The sequence below is a fragment of the Sphingomonas sp. MMS12-HWE2-04 genome (genome assembly GCF_044881185.1).
Lineage (GTDB): Bacteria > Pseudomonadota > Alphaproteobacteria > Sphingomonadales > Sphingomonadaceae > Sphingomonas.
Genome location: NZ_CP173254.1, coordinates 2232880 through 2250093 on the forward strand (window position 1 = coordinate 2232880; position 17214 = coordinate 2250093).

Below are 17214 nucleotides of genomic sequence, written 5' to 3' on the forward strand. Positions count from 1 at the left end.
AAATGCGCGGCCATGATCTGGTCCCGCCGCATCCGGGGAAAGTGAGTGAATCAATGTTGCGCCACATGCGTGCCGGCTTTGTCCTCGTCCTCACCACGTTGATCCTGCCCGCCGCGGTGCTTGGGCTCGGCCTTTGGCAGCAACAGCGCGCCCCGGCGCATCAGCAGGAAATCGCGGCCCAGCGCGTGCAGATCGCGCGTGAGATCGCCGCGCTCCAGGCGGAACGTGCGGAAAGCGGCACGATCCCCTTCACCGTCCAGTTCCGCAAGGACGGCAAGCTCTATGGCGGGCCCTATGCGCTCACCGTCGCGGAGGAAGAGCGAAACCGGCTCGATCGCGCCGTGCTGATCACCCGCCTCCGCGCGCCCTTGCCGCTGGTGGTGGTCTTCTGCGCCGCGCTGGTTCTCGCGCTCTCGCTGCTGACGCTGATCGGCGCTGCGCTTCTCGGCGCGGCCGGGCGGCGCTCCCGCGATGCGCTCGAACGCGGCTTCGATCTCGTCCGCCGGCTGCTACCCGCGCTGCTCGGCACGCTGGTCGTCACGACTGCAATCGGAGTCATCGCCGCCGTGGCGTTCGAAGTCGCGCCGCTCGCCGAACTCGACAATCCCACCACCGGCGAATTCAAGCTCGTCGCGATCGCCGTGATCGTGATGGGCTTCTCGCTATGGACGGCGGGAAAGGCGGTGTTCAACCTGCGCAGCACGCTCGCCCTGTTCCAGCCCGATCCGCTCGAGATCAGCGGCCGCAGCGTGTCACGCGAAGCGGCGCCGGGACTGTGGCGCTGGGTGGAGGGGCTGGCGGAAAAGCTGGGCGCGCTGCATCCCGATCGGATCGTCGTGGGTCTCACCGGCGGCTTCTTCGTCACGTCAGGACCCAAGTTGCTCTGGCCGAGCGGCGAGAGTTTCACCGGCCGCACGCTCTATCTGCCGCTGCCTTATCTGCCGCTGCTCCGCCAGGACGAGAGCGAGGCGATCATCGGCCATGAACTCGGCCATTTCACCGGCGGCGATACCGAATACAGCCTGCGCTTCCTGCCGATCTATGCCGGGGTGAACCGGTCGCTGGCGGCGATGGTTCTGGCCGGGCGCGGCGCCGACGGATCGGACGGGTTCATCACGCGCCCCGCCATCGAGCTCGGCCTCTATGTGATGGAGCGGTTCGATCGCGCGGTGCAATATTGGAGCCGGCTGCGCGAATTCGCCGCGGACGAGGCGGGCGCGCGGATCACTTCGCCCGAGGCGCAGGGCCGCGCGCTGCTGCGCCATGGCGGCGTCACCGAGCGGGTCGGCGAAGTGCTGGGTGCCGCGTTTCGCGAGCCGCAGGCAGCGCCCGCCGACCTAGTCGCCGCGGCGTTCGAGCACGCCCAGCGGCACGGCTTCGAGGATAGCGACGCGCATGCCGAGCAGCGCGCGCCGCATCCCACCGACACCCACCCGCCACGCCACCAGCGGCTTGCCGCGCTGGGAATCACGCCCGATGCTGCATTGCTGGATCGGGTCGCGAGCCCCCCGGATGCCGAAGCGCTGCCCCGCGTCGCGTCGCTTTTCGCCGCTCCCGACCAGCTGTTCCAAACGCTTACCGCCGATTTCGTCGACAATGCCCGTGCTGCACACCGCGCCCACCGCAATTCGCTGCAGGCCGCTATTGGATCGGTCGCCGAGGACGAAGTGGCGGTACGCGACAGCGCCGCGGCCGCGGGCTGGTTTATCCTGCCGGTGGGGCTGTTATTCGCGGCAATGGCGATCGGCGTGAAGCTGCAACAGAGGCAATTTCCCGAAGGCGCCGACATCATCGCAGGGGTGACCGGCGCTATCGCCGTGCTGTTCTTCGGCATCGGGCTGCGGATGGTGCTGCGTGGCGCCCGACCCTTCGTCACGCTCTCGCCGCGGACCGTGTGGCTCGACGGCGTCGACCGTCCGATCGCCTGGGCGGAAATCGAGCAGGTGGGCTATCACATCGTCGGCCCAGCCAATCGCAGCAAGGGATTGCGCTTCACGGTCCATCTCGAGCCCGGCTCCGCGATGCCGAAGCGCGCCAAGGGTCGCCGCGCCAAGATCAAGGACAAGCAGCGCACCATCCGGATCGACTCCTCGCGGCTGCAGGGCATGACCGCGCACGACTTTGCCGAGCGCATCCACCAGTATCGCGTCGCCGATCACGCCCGCATCCAGCTCGAGCAGCAAGAAGCGGCGCTCGCCGCGGCGATTGGTCCTGAGCCGATAGAATAACAGGCCGCCGCCGTGCTGGTGGCGACGGTTGTAACACCAAAGCCACACAAGCTGCGGGATCGTAGCCGATCCCAATGTAACCATTGCGCAATGATCGTCCGTTTGTTTCTCTGCCGTCAGAAAATAAGAAAGAGGATGTCTCGATCGGTCTCAACGGAGGTTCGATTCATGCGCGATATCATCTTGTGGAAGACTGTGGGCGTGGCGACGGCGGCACTTGCCGCTGCTTTGGCGGCGATGCCGGCACAGGCACAGACGGCGCCGACTAGTGACGAACAGAGCGCCGACCAGGACATCGTCGTCACCGGATCGCGCATCCGCCGCAGCCCGCTCGATCAGGACAAGCCCGTCGTCACCGTGGACGAGGCGTCGATCGCGCGCACCGGCCTCAGCTCGATCGCCGACGTCCTCCAGCGCCTGCCCAGTGCAGGCGGCGGCCTCAACACCAAGGTCAACAACGCCGGCAATATCGGCGGCCCGCCCGACGGCACCGGCGTCAGCTCGGGCTCGGCCGAGATCGACCTGCGCTATCTCGCCGCCAAGCGGACCCTCGTCCTCGTCGATGGCCTGCGCTACGTCAACGGATCGGCGGCGGGCGGCATCCCCGCCTCGGTCGATCTCAACGCGCTGCCCACCAGCATGATCGAGCGCGTCGAAGTGCTCCAGTCGGGCGCCTCGCCGCTTTACGGCTCCGACGCGGTTGCCGGCGTGGTCAACATCATCACCAAGCAAAAGCAGGAGGGCCTGCGCGCCTCGGCCCAATTCGGCACCTATCGCGATGGCGACGGCCACACCCAGAATTACGAAGCGAGCTACGGAATCCAGTCGCCCGAGACCGGCACCTCGCTAGTGTTCGGCGGCTATTACACCAAGCAGGAAGGCGTCAGCACCGCCGACCGCGCGATCTCCCAATTCCCCACGCCGGGCGGCACCAGCTGCGCCGCGGGGGGCTGCTCCAGCGCGACGCCGAACGGGCGCTTCGGCGTACTAGGGCTGCCAAATCAAACGCTGATCGCGCCCGTAATCGGGCGCCGACCGACGCTTGCCGACTATCGGCCTTATGACTCGAGCACCGACTCGTTCAACTTCGCGCCCTACAATTATTTGCTGACCCCCTCGGAGCGCTATGGCGGCTTCGTCAACTTCAAGCAGGCGCTGGGCGATAACATCAATTTACGTGCCAAATTGGTCGCCAACCATCGCCATTCGAGCACGCAGGCGGCGTTCCTGCCGCTGTCGATCGGCCCCGATGCAGGCAATGGAAATATCCTCGATACGATCTCGATCGACGCGACCAACCCGTACAACCCCTTCGGCACGCTCTCGTCGGGTGCGGACGGCACGCCGGCCAATTACTCGATGATACGCCGCCGCTTCGTCGAGGGCGGGCAGCGCGTATTCACCCAGGATGTCGACACGATGTCGGCGACGGTGACGCTCGACGGCTCGTTCCAGGTCGGAGAGCGCAACTGGTATTGGGACATTAACGGCGTCTACGGCATCAACGATGCACATCAGCTGTTTACCGGCAACGTCAACGCGGCGAACCTGGCCCAAGCGCTGGGGCCGGTGGCGAACTGCACCGCGCCGTGCGTGCCGTTCAACATCTTCGGCGGGCTGGGCTCGATCACTCAGCCGATGCTCGATTACGTAACCTTCGACGAGAAGGACAAGAGCAGCCAGCGGCTGTGGGATTTCACGGCCAACCTTTCCGGCGAGCTGTTCGATCTTCCGGCCGGTCCGGTCGGCGTGGCGATCGGCTATGAGCATCGCGACCAGCATGCGAGCTACGATCCCGATCCGATCATCGTCGCCGGCCTTGGTGCCGACGTGCCGACCAGCCCGGCGCGCGGCGGGTTCAACGTCGATGAAGCCTATGGCGAAATCCGCATCCCGCTGATCCACAACACGCCGTTCATCCAGTCGCTCGAGCTCGACGGCGCAGTGCGTCATTCGAACTATTCGTCGTTCGGCAGCAACACCACCTTCACGGCCTCCGGCCTGTGGAAGCCCGTGCGCGACCTGCTGTTCCGCGGCGGCTATGCCGAGAGCCTGCGCGCGCCGAGCATCGGCGAGCTCTATGCGGGACCATCGCGCTTCGACGCGACGATCGATGATCCCTGCACCAGCGCCGCCGGCGGCGCGTTCCAGAGCAACGCCACCGTCCGCGCCAATTGCATCGCGAATGGCGTCCCAGCCAATGGCAGCTATGCCGAGCCTAATGGCGGCCAGCTCGGCGTGTTCTCGCAGGGCAATACCGCGCTCAAGCCCGAAACTGCGGAGACGTGGACCGCGGGCGGCGTCTACAGCCCGAGCTGGGCGACCGGCGGCTTCGCCAGTGCGCTGAGCCTCGAGGTCAATTGGTATAGCATCAAGCTGACCAACGCGATCAACTCGGTGCCGGCGACGCTGACTCTGTCGCGTTGCGCGTTCAATGCCGATCCGGTGAGCTGCGCGTCGATCCAGCGCACTGGCAGCGGGCAAGTCGCCTCGATCAATGCGCGGCTGCTCAACCTCAACGCGATCGAGACTTCGGGGATCGACTGGACGCTCAACTTCCGCTCAACCGAGTTCGGCGGCGGCACTGTTGGCCTCAACGTCAACGCGGCGCATCTGATCAAGTACAACATCGTGCCGCCGTCGGATCTCAACGCGCCGACTCAGGAATATGCCGGCACCGAGCGTGGCAGCCCGGACCAGGCCTATCCCAAGTTCAAGCTCAACGGCACGCTCGACTGGTCGACCCCAGGCTATGGCATCGCGTTCACCGGCCGCTACATCAGCGCGGTTGACGAGCGCGACGGCGAGCACCGGATGGGCAGCGTCTTCTACGGCGACGTCCAACTCTATCTCTCGCCGGGCTGGATGAGCAATCGCTGGCGGCTCACCGCCGGCGTGAACAATGTGTTCGATCGCGATCCGCCGCAATGCTTCACCTGCGACAGCGCCAATTTCGATCCGACGACCTACGATATTCCCGGCCAGTTCGGCTATCTGCGGATCTCGTACGGCTTCTGACGCTTCGGTGAACGAGCAGGCCTGGTCGCCATCGCGGCCGGGCCTCGCTACACGACCGGGACAACCGGCTCCGTATAACTGCTTAGCAGGGCACGAACCAAAGCCGCGATTTATTAAGGCTTTAGCGGCATTGCCTATCCGGAACGCATCGCCGGACGAATCATGCTCAGGATCTATTATTGCCTTCAGAACGAGCATGACTTCCGGCTGGTCGTACTCGCGGGACTGATTTGCATCGCTGCGTCGATGACGGCGGTAACCCTGCTCCGCCACGCGCGACAGGAAACCGCCAATGGCCGCGTGCGGCGCATCTGCTGGGCGGGGCTGGCGAGTGGCTTCGGCATTTGGGCAACGCATTTCATCGCAGTGCTCGGTTATGATCCCGGCATCGTCGTCGGCTATGAGGCCCGTGCGACTTTCCTCTCCTTGCTCGTCTCGGTTGCCGCCACGACTTCGGGCTTCCTCCTTGCCTTCAGCTCGCGACGCCTCGGCACGCGCTGCCTCGCCGCTGCGATCGTCGGTGGCGGTGTCGCCGCTATGCATTATCTTGGCATGCAGGCCGTCGAGGTCGCCGGGCATTTTACGTGGTCCGCGCCCTATGTGATCGCTTCGCTGCCCCTCGCGATCGTGCCGATGATTCCTGCACTCGGGCTGGCGCTCGACCGCCGCTCGGTGCCCAGCGCGATCTTCGCGGGACTGCTGTTCGTTGCCGCGATCCTTTCGCTTCACTTCACCGGCATGGCCGGGATGGGGCTGATGCCCGACAGCGAGCTGGAAAACCCGAGCACGCTGCTTTCTTCGCTGTCGATGGCTATCGCGGTGGCGGGCGCCGCCTTCAGCTTCCTCGCCATCGGCATGATGTCGGCACTGCTCAGCGGCCGCGCCCGGGCGGCGATCGCAGCGCGCGAGCGCGAGTTCCGCGTGCTCGTCCAGGGCATCAGCGATTGCGCGCTCTACATGCTCAGCGCCGAGGGTCGCGTGGTGAGTTGGAACGCCGGCGCGCAGCGACTGAAGGGCTACACCGCCGCCGAAGCGATCGGCCTCGCCCTCCCGGCATTCTATTCGCCCGAAGACGCCGCCGCCGGGCTGCCCGCCCGTGCGATGGAGATCGCCCGCAGGGAAGGCAAGTTCAGCGGCGAAGGCTGGCGCTATCGCAAGGATCGCAGCCGCTTCTGGGCGCACGTCACGATCGAAACGGTCCGCGACGCGAACGGCAAGTTCTTCGGCTTCGCCAAGATCACCCGCGACATGACGCGGTTCAAGGAAGACCAGGACCGGCTCGAGGCGCTCACCCGCAACCTCGATACCGCGATGTCGAACATGCAGCATGGTCTCTGCCTGTTCGGTCCGGACGAACGGCTGATCATGTCCAACGCACGTGTCGGCACGCTCTTCAATCTGTCGCATGACGATGTGCCTCCCGGCACGCTGTTCGCCGACGTGTTCCGCCTTGCGCTCGAAAAACGGGCTGGTGGCCCGGTTCCCGCCGAGACGCTCAAGGAAGTTCTTCGCCGCCATCGCAGCTACATCACCCGCCCGGACGGCGGCACGCTGATCGTGTCGTTCACTGCGGCCTGTACGCTGTCCGTGGCGCACCGCCCCACGCCCGAGGGCGGCTGGGTGACGACATTCGAGGACATTAGCGAGCAGCGCCGCGCCGAGCAGCGCATCGCCCATATGGCGCTGCACGACGGCCTCACCGGCCTGCCCAACCGCGTCAGCTACAATGATCGCCTCGACGCGGAAATCGAGACCGCCGCGCGCAACGGCGAAAAGATCGCCGTGGTCGGGATCGATCTCGATCGCTTCAAGGACATCAACGACAGCCACGGCCACGCCGTCGGCGATCTCGTCCTGATCGAACTCGCCCAGCGGATGCGCGGTGGCGCGCTCGACGGCGAATGCATCGCGCGCTTCGGCGGCGACGAGTTCGCCGCGTTCAAATGCTTTACCGACGATGCCGAGCTTGCCGATTTCGTCGCGCGCCTCGAAACGGCGCTCACAACGCCGGTCGAGGCCGATGGCTTGTCGCTGTTGCTGGGCGCCAGCCTGGGCGTCGCGCTGTTCCCGGCAGACGGCCAGACGCGCGAGCAGGTCATCAACAACGCCGATCTTGCCATGTACCGCGCCAAGGCGACGGTCGGCCGCCAGACCTGCTTCTACGAGCCCGGCATGGACGAGGCCGCGCGCACCCGCCGCGTGCTCGCCAACGACCTGCGCGAAGCGATCCCACGAGGCGAACTCTCGGTACTCTATCAGGTCCAACGCTCGGTCTCGACCGGCGAGGTTACCGGCTACGAAGCACTGCTGCGCTGGCGCCATCCGCGCGATGGCTGGATCTCACCCGCCGAATTCATTCCTATCGCCGAGGAAAGCGGCGAGATCCTGCAGCTTGGCGAATGGGTGCTGCGCACCGCCTGCACGGACGCGGCGCGATGGCCTGAACCCTGGCGCGTTGCAGTCAATCTCTCGCCGATCCAGCTGCTGCATGTCGGGCTGGTCGAGATGGTCGCCAACGCGCTGGTCAGCGCCGGCCTTCCCGCGCACCGGCTCGAGCTCGAAATCACCGAAACCGCATTCGTCGCCGACAAGGTCCGGGCGCTTCACGTCCTGCGCCAGATCAAGGCGCTCGGCGTCGCGATCGCGATCGACGATTTCGGCACCGGCTATTCGTCGCTCGACACGCTCAACTCGTTCCCGTTCGACAAGATCAAGATCGACAAGTCGTTCCTGATCGAGTCCGACGGCAGTCATCAGGCTCGCGCGATCATCCGCGCCGTCCTGGCGCTTGGCCGCAGCCTTGAGGTGCCGGTGCTCGCCGAAGGGCTGGAGAATGAAGGCCAGCTCCGCCTGCTCGAGAGCGAGGGCTGCGATGAGGCACAGGGCTATTTCTGGGGCCGCCCCGCGCCGCACGGCACGATCGCGAACCAACCGATCGGCAAGGCGGCGACCGCCTGACCGATCGGCTGGCCGCCGCGCCGGGGATCGGGGCGCGGCGTCGGCATTCTTTACCAGCCGAAGGTCATGCCCACCCGGCCACCGGTTGATCCCTTCACAGTCGAGCCGGCAAAGCCGCCGCTCACCCAGACATGGTCGTCGAGCTTGGCGACGGCCGCCCCGGAAAAGCCCTGCTCGCCGCGATAGGTCGAGAGGTTGAACGACACCGCGACGTTCATGTCGGACGGGATCGTTGTGCCCGCCAGCGCCATCGACGCGGCGATGCCGGCATTGGCCTGGCGGAACCCTTTGTCGAGCCGCCCTTCGACCTGCGTCATCCGAGTGCCGAGGCTCCCGATCTCGGTAAGGTCGAGCGTCGTGGTGGCGAGATTGCCGGCAGCGTCGCTGGTCACCAGGCTGAGCGCGCCCTGCTGCGCCGCCCGACTGGCCGCCGAGTTGATCCCGGACATCGTGTAGGTCGACGTACCCGTTCCCAGCGCGACCTGGTTGACGCGCGTCGCCACCGCACCCTGGCCGATCGCGACGCTGCCTGCCGCGCCGGCATTGGCGCCGTCGCCCAGCGCCACCGCCGAGGCGCCGTTCGCCGTGCTCTGGTTGCCCAGCGCGACGGCGCCCTGGCCGGTGGCGGTGTTGTTGCGGCCCAGCGCGACGGCGCCCTGGCCGGTCGCGGTGTTCGGATCGCCGATCGCCACCGCGCCATTGCCGCTCGCGACATTGCCCGCACCGATCGACACCGACTGGCCGGCAATTGCGCGCGCAGCGTCGCCGATCGCCACCGACGAAGGACCGGACGCCACCGAATTGGCCCCCATCGCAATCGACTGCGTGCCGGTGGCCTGCGGCCCCGGACCGGTCATGTTGGCGCGGAAATAGGCACCGTTCGCCGAGGCCGTGTTCGCCGTGGCGAGCGCCGTATCCGCGGTGCTTTGCGCCGTGGCCGCATTGGTCAAGGCGGTGTTGGCGGTGCCCTGCGCAGTCGCCGCGTTGGCGAGCGCGGTGTTGGCCGTCCCCTGCGCGCCGGTGGCCGCGATCAACGCCTGGTCCGCAGTGGCGCCGCCGGTAGTCGCGGCTGCCAGCGCGTTGTTCGCCGTCGACAAAGCAGTATTGGCAGTCGCCTCGACGGCATTGAGCTGGGCAAGGTTGACGGCGTCGGTCGCCGCGGTGCCTGCCGCGACATTGGTGACCTGCCGCTCGGCACCCGCCGCGCCGACCGAGACGCTGTTCACGCGGTCCGCCACCGATGCCGCGCCCAGCGCCACGGCGTTGTTCGCGGTTGCGTTGCTGCCATAGCCGAGCGCGACGCTGTCGGATCCGACTGCCTGGCCCGTAGCGCCGAGCGCAGTGCTGCGCGCGCCCGAGGCGACGGTCGAAACGCCGCTGCCGCCGTCCTGCCCGCCGATCGCAACCGAAAGCGCGCCGGAGGCAGTCGAGTTCAGGCCCATCGCCACCGAGCGGCCGCCGGTCGCCGATGCAGTCAAGCCGATCGCCACGTCGAAGACGTTGCCACTGTTCGCCGCGACGCCCAGCGCGACGCTGCCGAATGCCGTTGCCGTTGCCGCCTCACCCACTGCGGTGCCCGAATTGCCGGCCCGCGTCCGCGACCCCAGCGTGGTGGCGTTGAAGCCCTGCGACTGGGCATCAAAGCCCAGCGCGACAGAGTCCGAATCCGCGGTGAGCGCATCGGCGCCGATCGCGATCGACCCGGAGCCGGCCGACGAACTGGCCGCGCCGATCGCGACGCTGTTGGCACCGGCGGCGCTGGTATAGGCATTGTTGGCCGCGTTGACGGTGCCCAGCGCCACCGAGTTCGCGCCGCTGCTCGTCGAGCCGAACCCCAGCGCCACCGATGCCGCGCCCGATGCATAGGTCGAAGAACCGATCGCAGTGCTGAGGTCGGTCGCCGCCCAGGCGGCGAGGCCGAAGGCCGACGCGCTGTCACCGGTTGCCGCCGAAATGAAGCCGACTGCCGTCGCCTGGTCGCCGGCTTCCGAATTATAGCCCAAAGCGATCGAGCCGTAATCGGTGCCCGAGGCGTTTCGGCCGAGGACGATGCTGTCGCCCAGCACCGACGAAGCGCCGTCGCCCATCACGATCGAGAACGCCCCCTGCGCATTGGCGGCGCGGCCCACCGCGATCGACGAATCGCCATCGGCAACGCTCACTGCGCCGATCGAGATCGCCTGGTTGCCGAACGCCTGAGAGACCAGGCCAAGCGAAAGCGACTCGGTGCCGGCGGCATGTGCGCCGAAGCCCATTGCCGTCGAGCTCGAGCCCGTCGCTTCCGCTACCGCGCCGATCGCCACCGAAGTGCCCGAGGTCGCGTCCGCGGAATAGCCGATCGCCACTGATCCGAATATGGCGGTGTTGCCGGGCCCTTGTACGGTCACCCCCTCGCCGATCGCGACGTTGGAATCGCCGTTGATGGTCGCGTCACCGCAAAGGGCGTTGTCGTCCGATCCGGGCTGGAGCGTGCCGACCGGATTGTTGGCGGCATCGCGGCATTGCGCGTTCTGCGCCTGCGCTTCGCCGGTGGCGAGCATCAGTGCGAGCGCGGTCGTGGAAACGGTGGCGAAGGCGCGCAGCGCCGTACGGCTGTTGAACTGTGCAGTCATGGTCGATCCCCTTAGCGTTGCAGTTTGGTGCGACGTTCGGGGTTATTCGGCCGGGCAGACGCGCTCAGAGGTCGCCTGCCTAACTCTCCGGAGGCCGCAAGCGGCCGCCATCCATCCCCGTTATGGAGAAGAAACGGGGTTCGCGGTCAAAACCGGACAAGGGTGATTATTTTCGAAGGGGCCGGCCGCCGCCGGCCCCTTGTCGATCAGAAGCCGAAGCGCAGCCGCGCGCCATAGAAGCGCGGATAGCCCGGATAGCCGTTATAATTGCCGGTCTGCTCGGGCACCGCAAAGCCGGTGATGAAATAGAACTGGTTCGTCGCGTTCTCGACGAACACTTCGCCACGGATTTTCCCGTCGGTCGATTGCAGGCCGATGCTGCCATTGAGCAGGCCATAGCCCTCGTTGCGGAGCGCAGTGTGGCCGGTCACCGGATCGGGGTTGCTCGACGGGATGTCGACTTCGCTGTTGTAGCGGAAGTCGACATGGACCAGCCCCTTGATCCCGCTCGAAAGCTGCGGCTCCCAGGTCACTGCGCCGGTCACGGTATGCTTTGGCTGGTTGTTGAACTGCAGCCCCTCCTGGCCCTGTAGCGGCGTGCCGGTGAAGTCGTTGGACTTGTCGTATTTGGCGCTGATGTAGCTGTAGCCGAGCTGGAAGGTCAGATCGCGGGCGGGCCGGATCGTCAACTCGATTTCGATGCCCTTACTGATGCTCTTGTCGACGTTCTGGACGACAAAGTTGTTGCCCGAGAACACCAGGCTCTGGAGCCCGTAGAAGTTCATGTAGAAGGCCGCGACGTTGAGCGAGAATTCGCGGCTTGGGCTGTATTTCACGCCCAGCTCGAACGCGTCGTTGGTCTCGGCGCCGAAGCGCAGATCGGATCCTTGCGCGCCATTGCCGCCGAAAACCACCGAATTGAACGTGGCCTGATCGAGATTATAGCCGCCCGATTTATAGCCGTGGTCGTAGCTGGCATAGGCGAGCAGATGGCCGGACAGTTTATACGCCAGCTTGGCGGTGCCGGTGATCTCGTCGTCGCTGAACTTGTCGGTGTAGTTGCCGTTGAACTCGCTGTTCACCGCCGGGTTGCAGCTCAGCAGGAACAGGTTTTGATACAGCGCGGAGCTCGCCCCCTGGATCAGCGCGCGATAGGTCGCCGCGCGGGGATCGGCGCTGGAGAAGAAACCGCACGCCGGGGTGGAGTTGTTGATCGACGCGTCGAGCTTCTTCGATTCATGATTCCACCGCGCGCCCAGCGTCAGCGAAAGCTTGTCGGACACGTTGATGATATTGTGCGTGAACAATGCGAAGGCATTGGTCTTGACGCTGAAATCGTCGTTATTGTTGCCCGATCCGGAGGGGTTTCCGGTGAGCGGCGTATTGAGATAGGCGTAGAGCGGCGATCCCACGGGCGCGATATCGCGCAGCCGGACCGGAGGCAGGCCAACCGCGGGCGGCGGCGCGACGACGGGGTTCTGCGCGAGCAGCACCTGGCCGAACAGCGGCGCGCTCGCCCCCAGCGACCCGAAGAACTGCGCCCCCGTCGGCAGGGTCGCCGATCGGGTAGCGCCGTTGAGCACCGAATCGACATAGAGATTGGCGTCGTTGCCGACGCGCACGGTGTCGCGCAGATCGTTCTTCTCGTTGAGATAGAAGCCGCCGATCAGCCAGTCGAGCGTGCCGCCGAACGCCGATCCCTGGAGGCGCACTTCCTGCGTGAAGTCCTTCAGCTGGGTGCGGTAATTGTCGCGATAGGCGCGATCCATCCCCGAAAAGTCGATGTCCTGGTTTCGCAGTGCGCGCCAGTTGCGATAGGCGGTGATCGAAGTCAGCTTGGCGCCGCCCAGATCCCAGTTGAGCTCGCCCGAAATGCCCCAGTCCTTGACCCTCTCGCCATAATCGCGATTGGGCGACATCGCCTGGATGCGGTCGCTGGGCGGACCGGTGTAGATGCCGGTGAGGCCGTGCGATGCGGCAACCGCCTGGATGGCCGGGGCCAAGGGGCCGCGCACGACGGAAACCGTGCCGCAGCAATGCTCGTCGGTCTGGTAATAGTCGCCGATCAGCCGGAACGTGACGTCGCCGCTGTCGAGCAGCGCCTGGCCGCGAACGTTCCAGCGGTCGACGTCATTGACCCGACGGTCGCTATTGGCATCCTTGATATAGCCGTCGCGCTTGCGATAGCTCGCGTCGAGGCGCAGCGCGAGCACCTCGTTCACCGGCCCGGTGATCGCGCCCTTGACGCCATACATGCCGTAATTGCCGATCGTGCCCTCGGCATAGCCGTGCATGTCGAATTGCGGCTGCGCGGTGTAGATGCTCAGCGCGCCGGCCGAGGTGTTGCGGCCGAACAGCGTGCCCTGAGGACCGCGCAGTACTTCGACGCGCTCGAGCTCGGGAAGCTCGGAGATTGCCACGCCGGCGCGGGCGCGGAACACGCCGTCGATGAACACGCCCACTGCGGGCTCGAAGCCGGGATTGTCGCCGCCGGTGGTGATGCCGCGCAAATAGATCGTCGTGCCCGTCGCCGAGGACTGACCGGTCGAGCTCTGGATCGACGGCGCAAGCTGCTCGAGGTCGCGGACATTGTCCACGCCGGCATTCTGCAACTGCTCGGCGCCGATTGCGGTGATCGCGATCGGTACGTCCTGCACCGTCGAATTGCGCCGCGTCGCAGTCACCACGATGTCGTTGGCGCTCTCATAGTCCTGCGCGTCCTGCGTTTCCGGCGCGGCGGTCGGCGGCGCGCTATCCTGCGCGAAGGCGGGTGTGGCAAAGAACAGCGTGAGCGCAGTCGCTGCCAAAAGGTCCAGCTTCTTCATGGGATCAGTCCCCTCCCTGATGATTCGTCGCACGTTTGTGCCCCGGCGACGGCGTTGCTTTTATTTCACGCGCAACTATCGCTGCATTTCTCGAACCGTCAACGGGCATACAGAGCGGAACGTCGCGGAATTTCGCCGCTTTTCCCCGTGCGACATGGCTTTCGAGAAGGCGGTACGCAGCAGGACCCAGGTTGCCGTAGCGTCATTCGAGATTGAGTAAGGAAGGCTTTAGCGATGCGCGAATTTCACGGCGATCCCGAGGATGGCGATATCGTCGCGCCGCCGCCCAAGCTTCCGGTCCCCGACGAGGTCGCCGATGCGATCCGCACGCTGATCCGCTGGTCTGGCGACGATCCCAGCCGCGAGGGCCTGCTCGACACGCCCCATCGCGTCGCGCGCGCCTGGAAGGAATATTGCCAGGGCTATGGCGAGGATCCTGCGCACCATCTCGACCGCGTGTTCGAGGAAGTCGGGGGATACGACGATATCGTGCTGCTCACCGGCATCCCGTTCCAGTCGCATTGCGAGCATCACATGGCGCCGATCACCGGCAAGGCATCGATCGCCTATCTGCCCAAGGACCGCGTCGTCGGAATCTCGAAGCTCGCCCGCGTGCTCCACGGCTTCGCCCGCCGCCTCCAGGTCCAGGAGCGCCTCACCGCGCAGGTCGCCGATTGCATCTGGGAAAAGCTCAAGCCGCAGGGGGTCGCCGTGGTGATCGAGGCGCAGCATGGCTGCATGACCGCGCGCGGCGTGCGTACCCCCGGCGTCGGCATGGTCACCAGCCGCATGATGGGGGTGTTCCGCGACGACGAACGCAGCCGCCAGGAAGTGCTCAAGCTGATGGGCTATTGATGCGAATATTGGTGACCGGCGGGGCGAAGCGGATCGGCGCGGGCATCGCCCGCCGCCTGGCGCTGCGCGGCCATCCGGTTGCGATCCATCATCACCACGCACCCGATGACGCGGAAATGCTGCGCAGCATGATCGAGGATGCGGGCGGCCGCGCGTGCATCGTCTCGGGTGAGCTCGCCGATGCCGCCACGGCTCCTGCGCTGATCGAAGCCGCGCGCGACGGGCTTGGCGGCCCGATCGAGGGGCTGGTCAACAACGCCTCGCAATTCGCCTGGGACGCGCTGCCGCTCAGCGATTTCACGCTGCTCGACCAGCATATGCGCGTCAATTGCGGCGCCCCGATCGCACTCGCCTCGGCATTGGCCGCGCAGGACGACCTGGAGCGCGGCGCCATGGTCAATCTGCTCGACCAGAAGCTCGCCAACCTCAATCCCGATTTCCTCACCTACACGCTGAGCAAGGCCGCGCTCGCCAGCGCGACCGAGCTGCTCGCCCGCGCGCTCGCCCCGCGGATCCGCGTCAATGCCGTGTCGCCCGGATTGACCCTGCCCAGCCTCGATCAGAGCGCCGAGGAATTCGCCCGCCATTCGCGCGAGAACCTGCTCCAGCAGCCGGTAGCGCTCGACGACATTGCCGCGACGGTGGAGCATCTGCTCACCTGTCGCAGCATTACCGGGCAGAATGTCTTCGTCGATTGCGGCCAGCGCTTCCTGCCGCGCGACGGCGATGTGATGTTCGACGGCCGGGAGCGTCCGATTGGCTGACTATACGATCCTGCTCGAAGGACTCGAAGTCGCGATCGGCCTCGGCATCCACCCGCACGAACAGGCACCCCAGCGCGTCCGGCTCCACGTCGAGATGGCGTGCCGTTACGAAGCACCGCCCGAGGACCGCATCGAGGCAGTGGTCGATTACGACTTCCTCCGCAGCGAAATCCACGCGCTCGCGGGTTCGCAGCATTTCGCGCTGCAGGAGACGTTGTGCGACCGCGTCGCCGCCCTGGCGCTGCGCGACCCTCGCGTTTTCGAAGTCCGGGTACGCTCGATGAAGCTCGATATTTATCCCGATGCCCAGATCGGCTGCGAAATCACCCGCCGCCGTTAAAATTACAGGAGAGCATGCATGACCGAACAACTGACCGGGCTCGAACTCCGCTCGAAGGTGTCGAGCGACGGCACGCTCACGCTCGGCCTGGAGACCGTGACGGTCCCCTCCCCCGGCCCTGACGAAGTCGTCGTCCGCGTCGAGGCCGCGCCGATCAACCCATCGGACCTCGGCCTGCTGCTCGGCCCCGCCGATCTTTCGACGCTCAAGGTCAGCGGCACCCCCGGCCTAACCGCCGAGATCCCGCAGGCGCGTCTGGCCGGACTCAAGGCCCGGCTCGATCAATCGATGCCCGTCGGCAACGAAGGTGCGGGCACCGTGGTCCAGGCTGGCGAGCATGTCACTGCCCTGCTCGGCAAGAAAGTCGGCATGATCGGCGGGGCGATGTACGCGCAGTATCGCAAGATCGCGGCGCGCGATTGCATCCCGCTCCCCGAAGGTGCCACCGTTGCAGACGGCGCGTCGATGTTCGTCAATCCGCTCACCGCTTTGGCCTTTGTCGAGACGCTGCGCGGCGAGGGCCACAAGGCCTTGGTCCACACCGCCGCCGCCTCGAACCTCGGCCAGATGCTCAACCGCATCTGCATCGCCGATGGCGTGCCGCTGGTGAACATCGTCCGCAGCGAGGCCCAGGCCGCGATCCTGCGCGAGATCGGCGCGAAATACATCGTCGACAGCAGCGCCGCCGATTTCCGCGAGAAGCTCACCGATGCGATCGCCGAGACCGGCGCCACCCTCGCCTTCGATGCGATCGGCGGCGGCCGGCTGGTCAACGCCATCCTCCACGCGATGGAAGCCGCAGCCAATCGCAATGCCACCGAATATAGCCGCTACGGTTCCTCGACCTTCAAGCAGGTCTATATCTATGGCGCGCTCGATACCGGCCCGACCGAGCTTGATCGCGGCTATGGCTTCGCCTGGGGCGTCAGCGGCTTCTTGCTCACGCCGTTCCTGATGAAGCTCGGCATGGAAGGCGTGCAGCGCCTGCGCGCGCGCGTCGCTGCCGAACTCACCACGACGTTCGCCAGCAACTATACCGCGACGATCTCGCTCGCCGAGGCGCTCGATCCGCAGATCCTAACTGCCTATGCGAAGAAGGCGACCGGCGAGAAATATCTGATCGATCCGACGCGCTGAGCCGTTGTCATCGCGGAGTCACCGCCCCGGCGCAGTCTCGCTGCGCCGGCGGGGGCTGAGTCGAGGAGACGTGCTATGACCGACACGGAAATCGCCAACGACATCGCGACCGACGAGACCGAAGCCCTCATCGCCTCGAACAAGGTCGAGGGCACCGCCGTCTATGACGAGGACGGCGAGAAGCTGGGCTCGATCTACAATTTCATGGTCGATAAATTCTCGGGCCAGGTCGAATATGCCGTGCTCCAGTTCGGCGGCGTGTTCGGCATCGGCAGCGACTATTATCCGCTGCCCTGGGAAAAGCTCAGCTACGATGTCGATCAGGGCGGCTATGTCGTCGACATCGACAAGGAAACCCTCGAAGCCGCCCCGCGCTACACCGCCGACGAACAGCCGGTCTACGACCAGGCCTATGGCGAGCGCATCTATGGCTATTACGGCCTGAACTATAATTGAGGCCGAGGGCGGCGCGGCCGG

The 17214-nt window shown here is 66.1% G+C and carries 10 protein-coding genes; 8 read left to right on the forward strand and 2 right to left on the reverse strand.

Annotated elements, in window-relative coordinates:
• Window positions 1–53 precede the first annotated feature (53 nt).
• From AB2M62_RS10285 to AB2M62_RS10295, 3 genes are all read left to right on the forward strand, one after another.
• Window positions 54–2228 (forward strand): M48 family metalloprotease, encoded by a 2175-nt coding sequence (locus tag AB2M62_RS10285; RefSeq protein WP_404333461.1) that lies wholly within the window; start codon window positions 54–56, stop codon window positions 2226–2228.
• Between the two features lie 168 nt (window positions 2229–2396).
• Window positions 2397–5246 carry a TonB-dependent receptor domain-containing protein gene (locus AB2M62_RS10290; RefSeq protein WP_404333463.1) on the forward strand — a complete coding sequence of 950 codons (2850 nt, stop codon included), beginning with the start codon at window positions 2397–2399 and terminating at the stop codon, window positions 5244–5246.
• A 162-nt stretch (window positions 5247–5408) separates the two neighbouring features.
• On the forward strand, window positions 5409–8204 hold the full coding sequence (locus tag AB2M62_RS10295) for an EAL domain-containing protein (protein WP_404333465.1): 2796 nt from the start codon (window positions 5409–5411) through the stop codon (window positions 8202–8204).
• A gap of 50 nt (window positions 8205–8254) precedes the next feature.
• Here the strand turns inward: AB2M62_RS10295 and AB2M62_RS10300 are convergent, their stop codons facing one another.
• Together AB2M62_RS10300 and AB2M62_RS10305 are read right to left on the reverse strand one after the other, a co-directional pair.
• Window positions 8255–10816: a hypothetical protein gene (locus AB2M62_RS10300; RefSeq protein ID WP_404333467.1), complete on the reverse strand. Its 2562-nt coding sequence runs from the start codon at window positions 10814–10816 to the stop codon at window positions 8255–8257.
• A 206-nt stretch (window positions 10817–11022) separates the two neighbouring features.
• Window positions 11023–13641, reverse strand: a complete 2619-nt coding sequence (locus AB2M62_RS10305; protein ID WP_404333469.1) for a TonB-dependent receptor domain-containing protein — start codon at window positions 13639–13641, stop codon at window positions 11023–11025.
• A 234-nt stretch (window positions 13642–13875) separates the two neighbouring features.
• On the opposite strand from AB2M62_RS10305, the gene folE reads away from it, so the two are divergent.
• The 5 genes from folE (at window position 13876) to AB2M62_RS10330 (ending at window position 17193) form a co-directional block, all read left to right on the forward strand.
• Window positions 13876–14496 (forward strand): GTP cyclohydrolase I FolE, encoded by a 621-nt coding sequence (gene folE / locus AB2M62_RS10310; protein ID WP_404333470.1) that lies wholly within the window; start codon window positions 13876–13878, stop codon window positions 14494–14496.
• Window positions 14496–15260: an SDR family oxidoreductase gene (locus AB2M62_RS10315; protein WP_404333472.1), complete on the forward strand. Its 765-nt coding sequence runs from the start codon at window positions 14496–14498 to the stop codon at window positions 15258–15260. Before folE ends, AB2M62_RS10315 begins: the two co-directional genes overlap by 1 nt.
• Window positions 15253–15600: a dihydroneopterin aldolase gene (locus tag AB2M62_RS10320; RefSeq protein WP_404333474.1), complete on the forward strand. Its 348-nt coding sequence runs from the start codon at window positions 15253–15255 to the stop codon at window positions 15598–15600. Before AB2M62_RS10315 ends, AB2M62_RS10320 begins: the two co-directional genes overlap by 8 nt.
• A gap of 18 nt (window positions 15601–15618) precedes the next feature.
• The gene (locus AB2M62_RS10325) at window positions 15619–16737 is read left to right on the forward strand and encodes a zinc-binding dehydrogenase (RefSeq protein ID WP_404333476.1); all 1119 of its coding nucleotides are present in this window, start codon (window positions 15619–15621) and stop codon (window positions 16735–16737) included.
• Window positions 16738–16812: 75 nt separating this feature from the next.
• The gene (locus tag AB2M62_RS10330) at window positions 16813–17193 is read left to right on the forward strand and encodes a PRC-barrel domain-containing protein (protein WP_404333478.1); all 381 of its coding nucleotides are present in this window, start codon (window positions 16813–16815) and stop codon (window positions 17191–17193) included.
• Window positions 17194–17214 lie beyond the last annotated feature (21 nt).

What these genes read in the sequence shown, in the direction of transcription:
- AB2M62_RS10285 (WP_404333461.1), top strand. Translation starts at nt 54, where the DNA reads ATGTTGCGCCACATGCGTGCCGGCTTTGTCCTCGTCCTCACCACGTTG.
- AB2M62_RS10290 (WP_404333463.1), top strand. Translation starts at nt 2,397, where the DNA reads ATGCGCGATATCATCTTGTGGAAGACTGTGGGCGTGGCGACGGCGGCA.
- AB2M62_RS10295 (WP_404333465.1), top strand. Translation starts at nt 5,409, where the DNA reads ATGCTCAGGATCTATTATTGCCTTCAGAACGAGCATGACTTCCGGCTG.
- AB2M62_RS10300 (WP_404333467.1), bottom strand. Translation starts at nt 10,816, where the DNA reads ATGACTGCACAGTTCAACAGCCGTACGGCGCTGCGCGCCTTCGCCACC.
- AB2M62_RS10305 (WP_404333469.1), bottom strand. Translation starts at nt 13,641, where the DNA reads ATGAAGAAGCTGGACCTTTTGGCAGCGACTGCGCTCACGCTGTTCTTT.
- folE (WP_404333470.1), top strand. Translation starts at nt 13,876, where the DNA reads ATGCGCGAATTTCACGGCGATCCCGAGGATGGCGATATCGTCGCGCCG.
- AB2M62_RS10315 (WP_404333472.1), top strand. Translation starts at nt 14,496, where the DNA reads ATGCGAATATTGGTGACCGGCGGGGCGAAGCGGATCGGCGCGGGCATC.
- AB2M62_RS10325 (WP_404333476.1), top strand. Translation starts at nt 15,619, where the DNA reads ATGACCGAACAACTGACCGGGCTCGAACTCCGCTCGAAGGTGTCGAGC.
- AB2M62_RS10330 (WP_404333478.1), top strand. Translation starts at nt 16,813, where the DNA reads ATGACCGACACGGAAATCGCCAACGACATCGCGACCGACGAGACCGAA.